The 13,341-nt window shown below is 75.0% G+C and carries 12 protein-coding genes; 6 read left to right on the top strand and 6 right to left on the bottom strand.

Going from position 1 to position 13,341, the window contains the following annotated elements; genetic code table 11:
* Positions 1-52: 52 nt before the first annotated feature.
* A complete protein-coding gene (locus tag ACN27A_RS06905; RefSeq protein WP_311413374.1) occupies positions 53-508 on the top strand; it encodes an SgcJ/EcaC family oxidoreductase in 456 nt (151 codons plus the stop codon).
* A gap of 395 nt (positions 509-903) precedes the next feature.
* Here ACN27A_RS06905 and ACN27A_RS06900 read toward each other — a convergent pair whose 3' ends face one another.
* The 6 genes from ACN27A_RS06900 to ACN27A_RS06875 form a co-directional block, all read right to left on the bottom strand.
* Complete coding sequence (locus ACN27A_RS06900) at positions 904-1,698, bottom strand: TIGR03084 family metal-binding protein (protein WP_421450483.1); 795 nt, start codon at positions 1,696-1,698, stop codon at positions 904-906.
* Between the two features lie 162 nt (positions 1,699-1,860).
* Entirely contained in the window at positions 1,861-3,630 is a 1,770-nt protein-coding gene (locus tag ACN27A_RS06895) for an MFS transporter (RefSeq protein ID WP_421450481.1), read from the bottom strand.
* Entirely contained in the window at positions 3,614-4,702 is a 1,089-nt protein-coding gene (locus tag ACN27A_RS06890) for a hypothetical protein (RefSeq protein ID WP_421458393.1), read from the bottom strand. The genes ACN27A_RS06895 and ACN27A_RS06890 overlap by 17 nt, the downstream gene beginning before the upstream one ends.
* Positions 4,703-4,803: 101 nt before the next feature.
* Positions 4,804-6,438: an FAD-dependent oxidoreductase gene (locus ACN27A_RS06885; RefSeq protein WP_132238204.1), complete on the bottom strand. Its 1,635-nt coding sequence runs from the start codon at positions 6,436-6,438 to the stop codon at positions 4,804-4,806.
* Positions 6,435-7,004 carry a DUF5987 family protein gene (locus tag ACN27A_RS06880; RefSeq protein ID WP_132238202.1) on the bottom strand — a complete coding sequence of 190 codons (570 nt, stop codon included), beginning with the start codon at positions 7,002-7,004 and terminating at the stop codon, positions 6,435-6,437. The genes ACN27A_RS06885 and ACN27A_RS06880 overlap by 4 nt, the downstream gene beginning before the upstream one ends.
* 384 nt (positions 7,005-7,388) lie before the next feature.
* Positions 7,389-8,450 carry an SDR family NAD(P)-dependent oxidoreductase gene (locus ACN27A_RS06875; protein ID WP_421450479.1) on the bottom strand — a complete coding sequence of 354 codons (1,062 nt, stop codon included), beginning with the start codon at positions 8,448-8,450 and terminating at the stop codon, positions 7,389-7,391.
* A gap of 195 nt (positions 8,451-8,645) precedes the next feature.
* Between ACN27A_RS06875 and ACN27A_RS06870 the strand changes: the two genes are divergently transcribed.
* The 5 genes from ACN27A_RS06870 (at position 8,646) to ACN27A_RS06850 (ending at position 13,293) form a co-directional block, all read left to right on the top strand.
* Complete coding sequence (locus ACN27A_RS06870) at positions 8,646-9,719, top strand: carboxymuconolactone decarboxylase family protein (protein WP_421450477.1); 1,074 nt, start codon at positions 8,646-8,648, stop codon at positions 9,717-9,719.
* 113 nt (positions 9,720-9,832) lie between these two features.
* Positions 9,833-10,411 carry a hypothetical protein gene (locus ACN27A_RS06865; RefSeq protein ID WP_225852009.1) on the top strand — a complete coding sequence of 193 codons (579 nt, stop codon included), beginning with the start codon at positions 9,833-9,835 and terminating at the stop codon, positions 10,409-10,411.
* Positions 10,408-11,013 carry a copper resistance CopC family protein gene (locus tag ACN27A_RS06860; RefSeq protein ID WP_421450475.1) on the top strand — a complete coding sequence of 202 codons (606 nt, stop codon included), beginning with the start codon at positions 10,408-10,410 and terminating at the stop codon, positions 11,011-11,013. Before ACN27A_RS06865 ends, ACN27A_RS06860 begins: the two co-directional genes overlap by 4 nt.
* A gap of 136 nt (positions 11,014-11,149) precedes the next feature.
* Complete coding sequence (locus ACN27A_RS06855; RefSeq protein ID WP_421450473.1) at positions 11,150-12,145, top strand: DUF1702 family protein; 996 nt, start codon at positions 11,150-11,152, stop codon at positions 12,143-12,145.
* Between the two features lie 185 nt (positions 12,146-12,330).
* Positions 12,331-13,293 (top strand): DUF1702 family protein, encoded by a 963-nt coding sequence (locus ACN27A_RS06850; RefSeq protein ID WP_421450471.1) that lies wholly within the window; start codon positions 12,331-12,333, stop codon positions 13,291-13,293.
* Positions 13,294-13,341 lie beyond the last annotated feature (48 nt).

Below are 13,341 nucleotides of genomic sequence, written 5' to 3'. Positions count from 1 at the left end.
GACCGGAGCGCCGGCGACCACTCACATCCGACACCCGGCAGAGGAGCACACCATGACCAACAAGGCAGCGTCGCTCGTCGAGCAGTCCAAGCAGTGGGCGAAGCACTACGGGGCGTACAGCAACGGGGAGGAGGGCCACGCCTTCACCGCGCCGCTGCGCGTACGGGCCAACTGGGACGCCAACGACGCCGACGCCATCGCCGAGATGTTCACCGACAACGGCAGCATGCTGATGGGCGACGACCAGCTGCAGAGCCGGGACGAGATCCGCGCCTGGCTGACCGACGCGTTCGCCGGCCCGTACAAGGGGGCCCGGATGACCTTCGAGCCCGTCGAGATCAGCATGCTGCACCGGGACTCCGCCCTGATCGTCGCCGAGGGCGGCATCCTGCTGGCCGGCGAGACCGAGGTCGCCCCCGAGCGCAGCAGCCGCATCGTCTTCGTCACCGTCCGCGTCGACGACGACTGGCGGGTCCTGTCCTACCAGTCGAGCCCGGTCAAGGGCTGACCCGCCCCACCCCGTCGACCCGGGCCCGGGCGCGGAAGGCGACGACCGGCTCCGGCCGGCCGCGTCCCGCTACCGGGCCCGGGTCGCGTCGTACCCCCGCGTCCGCCGCCGGCCCGCCGGCGGCGGTTCGTCGTACGTCCGGCGGCCCGGCCGCCCTCCGTCGCCTGCCGGGACGAGGCCCGCCGGGCCCGGTGGTCGGCGTGCTCGCGGCGTTCCGGCCTCGGCGCTGGCCCCGGCCCTGGTCCGCCGTCGCGCCGGGCCCTGGTGCGGACCCCGGTCGGCCGCAGGCGGTACGCGAAGGGTGGGGGCCGGGCACACGGAAGCGACCACGGCGCTCGGCCGTGGTCGCGGGGTGTCCCGTGCGCCCCGGCGGCCCGGCCGGGGCGCACGGGACGTCAGGAGGTGGCGAACTGTCCCGGCCGCCGCCCCGGGCCGGCCGGGCCCCGGTACGCCTGGGCGATGTCCAGCCAGTGGTGGGCCTCGGCGCCGATGGCCTTGAGCGACAGGTCGTCGCGGTGCCGGCGCCGGGTCACCAGGAGGCAGAAGTCCTCGGCGGTGCCGTGGACGATCTGCTCGGCGTCCGGCGGCCCGAAGTGCCAGACCGCGCCCGACGGGGCGGTGATGACGAAACGGAACGTGCTGCTCGGCACCTCCAGCCCCCGTGCCAGGTAGCCGAAGTCCCAGGTGCGGACCGCGAACTCGACGAGCGGCCGGAGCCGGTCGGTGCGGCGGCGGCGTACGCCGAGGGCGTCGGCGATGTCCTGGCCGTGCCCGAACAGCTCCATCATCCCCGCCGCGGCGAGCACCGGCGCCGGGAGCGGCCGGACGAGCCAGGGCACCGGCTGTCCCACCGGGACGGCGGCGAGGGCCTTCTCGGCGAGGGTCCGCTCCTCGCGCCACCGGGCCAGCAGCGCCGGCGGCGCCTCGGCCAGGTACGGAGCCATCGCCGCGTTCACGTTCGCGTCGAAGTCGCCGCTCATGCGCGACATGAGGGCCTGGAAGCCGTCCGGGTCGGCGGCGGCCAGGCCGGCCATCCGGAAGGTGGCGGTCAGGTGGGCGATCTGGTGCGCGATCGTCCAGCCCTCGGCGGGGGTGGCGGTCCGCCACCCGGCGTCGTCCAGCTCGGCGACCATGCGGTCGACGTCGTCGCCCTCGGCCTCCAGGGCGGCGAACACGTCCTGTTCTGCCACGCGCTCTTCCTCTCGCTGCGGTGCCGCCCCACCCGGACGGACGATGCGGACCCCGGGCGTCGTCGCGGGGGGTGACCTCGACCGGTGCGGTGGCGCACGTCGCCGGCGCCGTACGGCCGGCGGTTGACAGGGGAGCCGGCCGATCGGGTCGGTGCCGGCGCATCAATCATCGGCGGGTGGCGTGGCGGGAGTCTTCTCCCACTGTGCGGAGCGCGACCGGCGGCCACGTCCCGGTCCGACCGTCTCCGTGGCCCCGTGGCCCGGGCCGCCGTCGGGCGGCGGGGTGCCGTCGACCGGCGGACCCGTCTCGTCGCCGGCCGGGCGCCCGCGCAGCCGGAGCGCGAACAGAGCGCCGAGCAGCAGGACGCCCACCACCACCCCCAGGGCCGGCCGGACGGCGGGCAGGAACGCGTCGGCGAACGCGCCGGCGGCCACGTCGCGGTACCGGTCGGCGAGCTCCGGTGGGGTACCGGGCGGCACGACGAAACCGCCGGCCTGGCCGGCACCCAGCTTGACGCCCTCCCCGGCGGCCGCGCCGAAGCCGTGCAGGAAGTCCGCCCGGGCCTCGGGCGGCAGCTGCGCGGCCCCCGCGCGGGCGGCCTCGGGCAGGGTGTCGGCGAGCCGGTGTTGCAGGACGGCGCCGACGACGGCCGCGCCGAGCGCGCCGCCGACCTGCCGTGCGGTGTTGAGCACACCCGCGGCGGCGCCGGCCAGTTGGGCGGGGACGTGGCGCATCGCCTCGGTGGTGGTCGGCGCGATGGACGCCCCCATGCCGATACCGACGGCGACCAGCGGCAGGACGAAGGTGCCGGCCGTGGAGTGCGGCGTGACCAGTAGCGCCATGCCCAGCACGCCGAGCGCGTACACGGTGAGCCCGCCCGCGAGCAGGCGCCGGCCGCCGAGCCGGTCGGTGAGCCGCCCGGCGACCGGCGCGACGGCGCTGAGCACCACCGTCCAGGGCAGCGCGGCGAGGCCCGACTCCAGCGGGCTCATGCCGAGCAGCGCCTGCGTCTCGATCACGAAGACCAGCAGGAAGCCGTACAGCCCGAAGGAGCTGACGAGCGTGATCAGGGTCGCCGGGCCGAAGTTGCCGAGGCGGAACAGCCCGGGCGGGACTAGCGGCTCCCGCTGCCGGTGCTGGCGCAGCGTGAAGCCCAACCCGCACAGCGCCGCGGCGGCCAGGATCGCCGGGATGCTGACGGGCCCGCGTACCGTGCCCCAGTCGTGCCGTTCGCCCTCGATGAGGGCGTACATGAGGCCCACCAGCGCGGCGGTGGCCAGGAGCACGCCGACCACGTCGAGGTGGCGCGGCCGGCGGGTGCGCAGGTCGGGGACGAGCCACCAGGCGAGGGCGACGCCGGCCACGCTGAGCGGCACGTTCAGGTAGAAGATCCACTCCCAGCCGAGCCGGGTGATCACGAGACCGCCGAGGGTGGGGCCGCTGACGGCGGCCACGCCCGCGACGGCGGTGAAGATCCCGAAGGCGGCGCCCCGCCGCGCGGCCGGGAAGATGCCGGAGATGAGGACCAGCGCCTGCGGCAGCAGCGCCGCGGCGCCCACGCCCTGCACCACCCGCGCGGCGATGAGCTGTCCCGGGGACTGCGCCGCCCCGCAGAGCACCGAGGCCACCGCGAACACCGCCATGCCGGCCATGAAGACGGTACGCGGGCCGAACAGGTCGCCGAGGCGCCCGGCGACGATCAGCAGCGACGCCAGCGCCAGCAGGTAACCGTTCAGCACCCAGAGCATGCTGTCGATCCCGGTGTCCAGGGACCGCATCATGTCCGGCACGGCGGTGTTGACGATGCTCGTGTCGAGCAGGATGAGGAAGTTGCCGAGGCACAGCACCAGCAGGGCCGCCCACGGGTTGACCGGTCGCGGCGGGGTCGTCACCGCCTCGGCGCCCCGCTGCGGGTCACGGTTGCTCCGCACGCGACGCCCCCTGCTCGGCGTCGGCGTCGGTCACGCCGAGCGGGGCGGACCGCAGACCGTCCTCGTACAGGGTCGCGCCGATCCGACGGGCCGTGGCGAGGCTCGCCCAGGCCGTGACCGTGACCAGCGCGGCGTCGTCGGTGCCGCCGTCGCGGCAGGCGGCGACGTCGGCGTCGGTCACCCGGTACGGCGCGAGCGCGGTCAGCAGCGCCAGCCGGGCGACGGGTCGCTCGGCCGGCGCCAGTTCGGCGACGGCGGCGTCGAACCACCGGCCGCCGCCCGGCTCCGGGGGCGGCGGGCCGGCCAGGCAGGTCAGGATCCGCTGCCGGACGTGCTCCGGCAGGGCGGCCTGCCCGGCGTGCTGGACCGCCTGGCCGGCCCGGGCGAAGGCGGCGACCACGTGCGGCTGGCCGACGGCCCAGGCCAGGTCGGCCCCCGGCGGCGCGGGCGGCAGCAGCTCCAGGGAACGGCCGGGCGGCCGTCCGGCGCGCGCCAGCGCCCCCATGATGCGGGCGGCGGTCCGCCGGACCCCTGCGCGGATCCCGGCCGGCGCCGGCGGCAACGGGGAGTCCTGGAGGAAGACGCTCACCATCCGGTTCAGGTAGTGGAAGGCCACCGCCACGCCGATCAGTTCCGGCCCGTGCGCGGCGGGGAACGGCGGGGGACGGCGGCGCGCCGCGCTGGCGTCCCCGCTGTGCCGGGCCCACTCGGCCAGGGCCCGCAGCCGGGGGTCGCCGATCCCGCCGACCCCGGCGCCCGGCCACCCGCCCGGGTCGCCCAGCAGCCCGGCGGCCGTGGCGCCGTGCACCTCCACGCAGTACGGGCACCGGTTGCTCTCGGAGACGGCGGCGGCGACGACCTCCTTCGCCTCGCGGCCCACCAGCCCTTCGGCGAGCAGCGTCTCGCGCAGCATCAGCCAGCAGGCCCGCAGCACGTCGGGGGCGGGGGAGTGCAGCAGCACCGGGGGCGCGAGGACGCCGAAGTCGTCGGCCATCTGCCGGTAGACCCGCGCGACGGGCCCGTTGGCGGCCTCCGGGGCGACCGGCGTCACGTGCCGGACGTGGGTCAGCATGGTGCGGCTCGTCACCCGAGCCAGTCGCCTGCCCATCGGTTTCCTTCCTGGTCGGGCGGGCCGGGGCCGGGGGCGGGGCGCGCCCCCGGCCCGTCGTGGTCCTAGCTGGGCACGACCTGGGGCACCGCGGTGACCGTGCCGTCGGGCAGCGAGCCGTGGTAGGTGACGTCGATGCCCCGCTGCTGTGCCGCGCGGACGATGCCGGGCACGGCGCGTTCGGCCAGTGCGGCGATGGTGAGGGCCGGGTTGACGGTGAGCGCGCCCGGCACCGCCGAGCCGTCGGTGACGAAGATGCCGGGGTGCTGCCGCAGCTCGTGCCGGTCGTCGAGGGCCGACGTCGCCGGGTCGTCGCCGATCCGGCAGGACGACAGCGGGTGCACCGTGTACGCGCCGACCACGTCGTTGGTCCACGGCATCACCCGGGCCAGCCCGTCGCGCTCCAGGATGTCCCGGGCGTCCGCGTCGGCGGCGGCCCAGCCCCGCAGCGTGTTGGCGGTGGGCCGGTAGCGCAACGGGCCCCGGCCGAGCATCTGCTGGGAGATGCGGTCGGCGTTGCCGGTCGCCGGCGGCGGCCCGAAGACGCCCTCGTTGTCGTCCTCCGACATCGTGAAGAGCGTCAGCCACGACTGCCAGCGGCGCAGCATCTCCTTCTTCTCCAGGCCGAACCAGCTCGGGCCCTGCGCGTCGGGCACCTGGGCGAGGATCGTGCCCAGGCCCAGCGGGAAGAAGAGCTGCTCCAGCGAGTACCGCTCGTACTCGGGCAGGTCGGGGTCGAGCCGGTCCCAGGTCGCCACCGTCGGCCCGCGGCCGATCTGGTTGGCGTCGTAGCCCTTGCCGTTGGGGCGGCTGAGGCCGAGCACCTCCCGGACCCGGTCGTCGTCGAAGACGGCCGTGTTGAGCCGCTCGCCGTTGCCGGAGAAGTACCGGCCGACGGCGGGGGGCATGGTGCCCAGGGTGGGCTCCGAGCGTTGCAGGATCACCGGGGTGGCCCCGGCCCCGGCCGCCACGATGACGATCTTGGCATCGATCGTCCCGCTGTCGTGCAGGATCCGGTAGTCCTCCGCGTCGACGATGCGGTAGTGCACCCGGTACCCGCCGTCCTCGGTGCGGGAGAGGTGCTGCACCTCGTGCAACGGCCGGATCTCGGCGCCGTGCGCCAGGGCGGCCGGCAGGTAGTTGAGCAGCAGGGAGCGCTTCGCGTCGAAGCGGCACCCGGCCATCATCCAGTTGCAGTTGGTGCACTTGTCGACGTCCACGGCCGACGGCACGGGGTTGGCGGTGCGCCCGGCGTGCGCGCAGGCCGCCGCGAAGAGGCCGCCTGCGTACGGCACCTTGTCCCAGCTCTGCATCGTCACCGGCAGCGACTCGCAGACCCGGTCGTACCAGGGGTCGAGCGTGGCGCGGGTGATGGCCGCCGGCCACATCCGGCGGCCGATGCTGCCCTGCCGCTCGAAGACGAACTGCGGCGCGCGCGGCATGGTGGCGAAGTAGACGACGCTGCCGCCGCCGACGCAGTTGCCGCCGAGCACGCTCATCCCGTCGCCGACGGTGAAGTCGAAGATCCGGGTGTACGACGAGCCGAGCTTGAAGTCGTGGTCGAACTCCTCGCTGGACAGCCACGGTCCGCGCTCCAGGACCACCACCCGCGCCCCGCCCGCGGCCAGGTGGTACGCCGGGATCGCGCCGCCGAAGCCGCTGCCGATCACCACGACGTCGGTGCTTGCGCTACTGGTCATGCCGGGCTCCCTGTGGGGGTGGTGTGTGGGTGCAGTCGCGACAGCGGGCGTCCGTACGAGTACTCGGGGAACCGCCACAGCCCGTCGTCGTCGGGCTTGGTGATGCCGATCGCCAGCAGCCCCGGGTGCCCGGCGGCGAGCGCGTCGAGCGTGTTCATGTGTGCGGCGCTGTCGTAGGCCATGTTGCTGAACAGGGCCAGCCCCACCCACATCTCCTTCTCCGGGTTGTCCGGGGCGAGCAGGTGGCTCAGCAGCGCGGTGCGGTGGTCGAATGCGAGCGCGACGAAGGGCGGCACCGCCGGGTCGAGGGTCAGGCCGTTCGCCTCGGCGTACCCGGTCGCGTGCGCGTTGAGGGCCTCACTGAGCGTCCCCAGCATCAGCGACAACCCGCCGGCCGGGTCCTCCATCAGGGCCAGCGCCCCGCACTCGACGGCGCCGCCGTCGGTCGAGACGCCGGCGATCGCCCGGTCGTCGGCGGACCGCTTCGCCCCGGGGACGATGGTGTCGGCGAACGCTTCCAGCGTCAGCACGCGTGCCTGCTGCTCCTCGGGTGTTTCCGGTTGCACGGCGGCTACCTCCTTCTGGGGCGGGCGCGTCGGTTACCGGTCCCGCCGGGACTTTTTCGGGCAGGCTTGACCACCGCCCGCTAGGGCGGCGGAAGCAAGTGATGAATTGGTGGTCGCCCGGAATGCTTTCCGTGCGACGTGGACGGTGCGTGAAGTTCTGCATCATCGTGGCTACCCACGCAGGTGGGACGCATCTTCTGTTTTGCTGAGGCCGACGTCCCGACGGCCGGGACGATTGGCGCGGAAACTGCGGACGGCGGCGGGCGCGCAATTTCCACGCCACGTTCCACAAGGGCGGAGGTGGGCGCTCCGCGCGGCGGGCACGGCAGGCCGTCCCGCGCGGCGGCCCGCGCGGGGCGCAGTCCGGCCGGGCCAGGGCGGGGGTCAGGCCGGTTCGGTGGCGCGGCGCGGCGCGGCGGTCGCCGGGAGCGCGGCGCGCCCGGCCTGCCGGCGGCTCAGCCGCCCGGTCCGGTGCAGCCAGCGCACGGTGTCGGCCAGGGTCTCGTCCAGCGACCGGCTCGCCGGCCCGAGCAGCTCCTCGGTGGGGGTGCCGTCCATCGGGCGGGCCGTGGCACACAGGTAGATGGCGCCGTGCTCGGCGGGCAGGTGCACGGGCGAGAGCCGCTGCGCCGCGCTGACCAGGTGGCCCATCGGCAGCAGGGCCGGGGCCGGCAGCCGGAGGGTGGGCAGGGCCCGCCCGGTGACCCGGCGCAGCGCGTCGACGAACTCCCGGGTCGTGACGTACCGGCCGAGGGCCGGGAAGCGTCGGGGGCCGCGCCCCGGTTCGAGGACCGCCGCGTGCAGCCGCGCCACGTCCCGCACGTCGCCGACGGGGAAGCCGCCGGTCGGCCACATGGGCATCAGCCCGCGCAGCACGTTGCGTACCCGGGTCGTCTGGTCGCCCAGGTGCGGGTCGTCGGGCCCGAGCGAGGCCAGCGGATAGGTGATGACCACCGGCGCCCCGTCGTCCTGGTGCCGGCGCGCCACGTGCTCGGCGGCGGCCTTGCTGCTCAGGTACGCCTCCCGGGGCGCGCCCACCGGGGAGTCGACGGTCAGCGGCGACCCCGTGGCCGGCAGCAGCGCGCCGAAGGTGGAGACGTGCACGATCGGGTCGAGGCCCGCCGCCCGCGCCGCCCCGAGCACCACCTCGGTGCCGCGGAGGTTGACCGCCCGCATCCGCGCCCGGTCCCGCGAGTCGAAGCTGTACACGCCGGCGGCGTGCAGCGCGGCGGCGCAGCCGTCGGCGGCCCGGGCCACGTCGGCGGGGTCGGTGACGTCGCCGGTGACCAGCTCCACGCGTCCGGCGTCGGCGCCCAGCGCCGCCAGCACGCGCCGGGCGCGGGCCGGGTCGCGTACGAGCAGCCGGACCCGGTGCCCGGCGTCGAGGACGGCCGCCGTCGAGTGGGAGCCGATGAATCCGGTGCCACCGGTTACCAGGACCAGCATCGCGACTCCCGCGGGTGGGGGACTGGGTCGTCGCCCATCATGGGCGGGCGCCGCCGGGCCCTCCTTCTCCCAGGGTGCTCAACCGGCGTCGATGGCGTTGCCTGCGCCCCCGGACTCCCAATACTGGCATTGCCGCAGTCGTGGGAGCCGTCGTCGTGACCGTCCGGCGGGGCGGCGCAGAGCAGGAGGCAGATCATGATCGCTCGTCGGGTGGCATCGTCGGTGGTCCAGCGCCAGGTCAACTACGTCACGCCGGTGCCGCAGGGGTCCGCAGAGGGCCTGGTGGACGCCGTCTACCGGCAGGTCGCGCAGGAGATGCAACTGGTGGTGCCGCCGGCGCAGCTGCACTCCCCGTCGCCGGAGGTGCTGGCGGCGTACTGGATGGTGATGCGGGAGCCGCTGCTGCCGACGGAGAACGTGGACCGGGCGACCAAGGAGGCGGTGGCCGCCGCGGTGTCCGTGGCGAACATCTGCCCGTACTGCGTGGACATGCACAGCGTCGGGCTCTACGAGCTCTCCACGGAGCACGACGCGGAGGCGATCGTGGCCGACCGGCTCACCGAGATCGCCGACCGGCGCATCCGCGTGGCGGCGGAGTGGGGCCGTACGGCACACCAGCCGCAGACGTCGCGGCCGGTCCTGCCGTTTCCGGAGCGGGACCGCCCGGAGCTGGTCGGCGTGGTGGTGGGCTTCCACTACATCGCCCGCGTGGTCAACGTGTTCCTCTCCAACTTCCTGCTTCCGCCGGGGCTGTCGCCGCGGGCGCGCCGGCGCCTGAAGCGGGGCATCGGCTGGGTGTTGCAGGGGACGCTGCGCGACGCCCGCGAGCCGGGCCGCTCGGTGGAGCTGTTGCCGCCGGCGCCGCTGCCGGCGGAGGCCGCCTGGGCGGCGGGCAGCCCGCACGTGGCCGGGGCGATGGCCCGCGCCTACGCGGCGTTCGAGGCGGCCGGCGAGCGGGCGGTCCCGGCGGCGGTCCGGGAGCTGGTCGCGGAACGCCTCGACGCCTGGCGGGGGGAGGAGACCGGCCTGAGTCGACAGTGGTGCGAGCGGCTGATCGCGCCGCTGCCCGAGGCGGAGCGGGCCGCCGGCCGCCTGGCCCTGCTGACCGTGTTCGCCTCCTACCAGGTCGACGAGGAGGTGGTCACGGAGTTCCGCCGCCACCAGCCGGGCGACGCGGCCCTGGTCGACGCGGTGGCCTGGGCCAGCTTCGCGGCGGCCCGCCGGGTCGGCACCTGGTACGCCCCCGCCGGCTCGCCCGAGCCGGTCTGACGGGTTCCCGACTTGAACTGCGCAACATTGGAGACGTGTCGGCGTGTCGTAGCCGACACGCTGGGTGATGGGCGTGGTGTCTCTCGCGCCCGTGACCCTTCCAAGGAGGAAACGTGACCAGCTACCAGGCGACCCTGCCCGGAGCGTCCGGGCGTTGGGCGACACTCAACGGCGCGCACCACCGGGCGGCCCTGAACGCCTTTCTCGTGATCGTGCTGGCGCACTGGGCCGAGCACCTGGTGCAGGCGTACCAGATCTGGGGCCTGGGCTGGTCGCGGCCCGAGGCCCGCGGGGTGCTCGGCATGCCGTTCCCGTGGCTGGTCAGCTCGGAGTGGCTGCACTACGGCTACGCCATCGTGATGCTCGTCGGGCTGTGGATGCTGCGTCCCGGCTTCGTCGGGCGCAGCCGGAGCTGGTGGACCGCCGCCCTGGCGATCCAGTTCTGGCACCACATCGAGCACCTGCTGCTGCTGTTGCAGGCGCAGACCGGCCGGCACCTGTTCGACAGCCCCGTGCCCACCAGCCTGCTCCAGGTCGTGATCCCCCGCGTCGAGCTGCACCTGTTCTACAACACGGTCGTCTTCGTGCCGATGGTGATCGCGATGTACCTGCACCTGCGGCCCTCGCCGGCGGAGGCGGAGCTGATGTCGTGCAGCTGCCGGCAGCCCGAGGTCGCGGCCCAGCCGTCATGACCACCGTGGACGGCACCCGTCCGCCGGCACCGCCCACGTCCGTCGGGGCGGTGCAGCGGGCGGCCATCGCCGTCGCGGTCGGCATCGTGCTGTCGATCGTGGCGCTGCTGGCCTTCGGCACTCCGGCCGAGAGCCGGAGGTTCATGCTGAACCCGGGCGACGGGTCGGTCGTCGGCGTCGCGCCCGCCGAGATGACGCTCACGCTCGGCGGCGCCGAGTCGGCCGAGAACGTGCACCTCGCCGTCACCGGACCGACCGGGGCGGTCGTCTCGATCGGGAAGGCGGCCGTCCGCGACGGCCGCCTGGCCGTGCGGGTACGCGACGCCGGGCCGGGCGCCTACCGCGTGGCCTACCGGGCCCTGTTGCCCGACGGTCGGCAGGTCGCCGGCCTGGCCGGCTTCACGGTGACCCCCGGCGCCGTCCCGGCCGGGCCCGTCGCCGCACCGATCGGGGACGAGGCCGCGAACGCCGGCCACGACCACGCCCGGATCGACGGCATCAACGGCGTGCTCCTCCTGCTCGACCTGGGCCTCGTCGCGGTGGCCCTGCTGCTGATGTTCCTGCGTCCGCAGCGGGGAAGGGGGCCCGTCACCGGCCCGTGACCCGTCCGCCGGGCGGCCCCGCCCGTGGCGGCGGATGGAGCGCACAGCAGAAGACGCGGCCCCGGCCGACGCGAGGTGACGATGAAGTCACCCGCCGGCCGGGGCCGGCGTCGTCGTAACGACAGGGGGATCTGCCATGCCGACGGTACTGGGCTCCATGCGTCGACTGCTGATGGCGCCGACGCTCGCGGAGGTGACCTTCGCGCGTCGGGGTTTCCCCGGCCCCGCCACGGAGGTCACCCGCCGGCTGGAGGCGGTTCCGCAGTCGGTCGTGTGCGGATTCGAGTGGGGCATCGACACCCGCGACCCGTGGGAGCTGGAGCGCCGGCTCGCGCTGGTCGACCGGGAACTGCTCGGCTTCGCCTACGAGGGCGCCACGATGGCCTGCACCATCCTCGACGTGATGGGGCCCCGGCGCGGCACCCGCACCCGGGACCTGCTGCGGGGCCCCGGCGCGCCGCACCTCTTCCTCGCCTACATCGGCATCGGGTTCGCGATGGCACGCCTGCCGCGACCCCTCTGGCGCCACGTCGTGCCGGACCTCACCGGTTCCCCGTACCACCCGACGATGACCTGGCTGGCCGTGGACGGCTACGGGTTCGACCGCGCCTACTTCGACCTCGACCGGTGGGTGACCCGGCAGGGGCGGCTGGCGGCGTACCCGTGGCAGGGCCACGGGGACTACTTCCTCCGGGCCACGGACCAGGGCCTCGGCCGGGCGCTGTGGTTCATCCACGGCGCCCGCACCGCCGACGTGGCCGGGGCCGTGCGGGCCTTCGCCGCCGACCGGCACGGCGACCTGTGGAGCGGGGTGGGGCTCGCCGCCACCTTCGCCGGCGGCGCCGACGCCGAGGCGCTCACCGCGCTGCGCGCCGACGCCGGCCCGTGCGCGCCGGACCTGGCCCAGGGCGCGGTCTTCGCCGCCAAGGCCCGCAGCCACGCCGGGCACGTGCCGGCGCACAGCGAGGCGGCGATGCACGCGCTCGGCGGCCGGTCCGTGGCCGCCGCCGCGGCGCTCGCCGACGACGTGGCGGTCCGCGCGGAGCCGGCCGGGCCGGTGCCCGCGTACGAGGTGTGGCGGCGCAACGTCCGCGCGCACTTCGAGCCGGCCGGCGTCAACCACGGTCGCTGAGAACCGCCCGCGTCGTCCCCCGGACGGTCGCCGTGCCGTCGCGTGTCGGCGGTGCACGTGAACGTTCCGGATAGTTGCGACGAGTGCGCAAGGTTGAAGAAATCAATCCTTCCCGCGCTTGCCATCATCGAATTGGATGTCCATCCCCGGTAAACGGAAACACCGACCCTTTGGGGGAACGTGCGATGCAGAGCCTGCGTGATCTGCGGCGCAGAATCCTGACGCCAAATATCTCCGAGACGAAAATGGACGTGCGCGGATTCCACGTGAAGAACGAGGAATCGAAGGCGCTGCTCGAAACCGTCGGCGCCTCATTCCTCGCCGGTTACGGATACGCCGCAGAGGCGCCGACGACCGAGGCGGCCGAACGCCGCCTGGAAACGGTGCCGACGCGTTTTCGTGGGTTCGCGTACGAGGGCGCCGCGATGGGCTTCGCCGTCCGGGACGCGCTGCGGCCGGGCCGTCCCCGGCACGTGGCGGGTCTGCTCGCCGGCCGGGGCGACGCGCACGTCTACATGGCGTACGTCGGCGTGGGCTGGGCGATGGCCCGGGTGCCCCGGATCCGCTGGGGCCAGCTGTACGCCCCGGACCCGCTGCTGCGGTGGCTGGTGCTCGACGGCTACGGCTTCCACCAGGCGTACTTCCACACCGACCGGTACGTGTACGGGCAGTACCGCCACCCGCGGTTCCCGTGGCCGGCCGAGGGCCCGCGCGAGTACGCCGACCGGGTCATCGACCAGGGCATCGGGCGGGCCACCTGGTTCGTCGGCGGCACCGACGTGGACCGGGTGACGGAGATCTTCGCCGCGTTCCCCGCGCACCGGCGGGCCGACCTGTACGCCGGGGCGGGCCTCGCCGCGACCTACGCCGGGGGAGCCACCGAGGCGGACCTGCACCGGTTCCGCGACCGCGCCGGCGACTACCGGGTGGACCTCGCCCAGGGCAGCGCCTTCGCGGCCGGGGCCCGGGTACGCGCCGGCCTGGTCGTTCCGCACAACGAGGTGGCCACGCAGGTGTTCTGCGGCATGTCCACCGCCGAGGCGTCGAAGGTGACCGACGTGACCCTGCCCCGCGGGCAGGACGGCGGCACGCCCGCCTACGAGCGGTGGCGCCAGGCCATCGCCGCCGAGTTCGAGGGGCGGTGCTGACCGTGGCGCCCCACCCCGCGCCCCGTCCCGCGCCCCGGCGGTCCACCA

Source organism: Micromonospora sp. WMMD737, assembly GCF_049179055.1.
Classification (GTDB): domain Bacteria; phylum Actinomycetota; class Actinomycetes; order Mycobacteriales; family Micromonosporaceae; genus Micromonospora; species Micromonospora reichwaldensis.
The sequence above is the reverse complement of the archived record's forward strand: the minus strand, read 5'-3'. Positions and strand labels throughout refer to the sequence as shown.

Coding starts and splice junctions, on each gene's coding strand:
- ACN27A_RS06905 (WP_311413374.1), top strand. CDS start 53: ATGACCAACAAGGCAGCGTCGCTCGTCGAGCAGTCCAAGCAGTGGGCG.
- ACN27A_RS06890 (WP_421458393.1), bottom strand. CDS start 4,702: ATGCTGACCCACGTCCGGCACGTGACGCCGGTCGCCCCGGAGGCCGCC.
- ACN27A_RS06885 (WP_132238204.1), bottom strand. CDS start 6,438: ATGACCAGTAGCGCAAGCACCGACGTCGTGGTGATCGGCAGCGGCTTC.
- ACN27A_RS06875 (WP_421450479.1), bottom strand. CDS start 8,450: ATGCTGGTCCTGGTAACCGGTGGCACCGGATTCATCGGCTCCCACTCG.
- ACN27A_RS06870 (WP_421450477.1), top strand. CDS start 8,646: ATGATCGCTCGTCGGGTGGCATCGTCGGTGGTCCAGCGCCAGGTCAAC.
- ACN27A_RS06860 (WP_421450475.1), top strand. CDS start 10,408: ATGACCACCGTGGACGGCACCCGTCCGCCGGCACCGCCCACGTCCGTC.
- ACN27A_RS06855 (WP_421450473.1), top strand. CDS start 11,150: ATGCCGACGGTACTGGGCTCCATGCGTCGACTGCTGATGGCGCCGACG.
- ACN27A_RS06850 (WP_421450471.1), top strand. CDS start 12,331: ATGCAGAGCCTGCGTGATCTGCGGCGCAGAATCCTGACGCCAAATATC.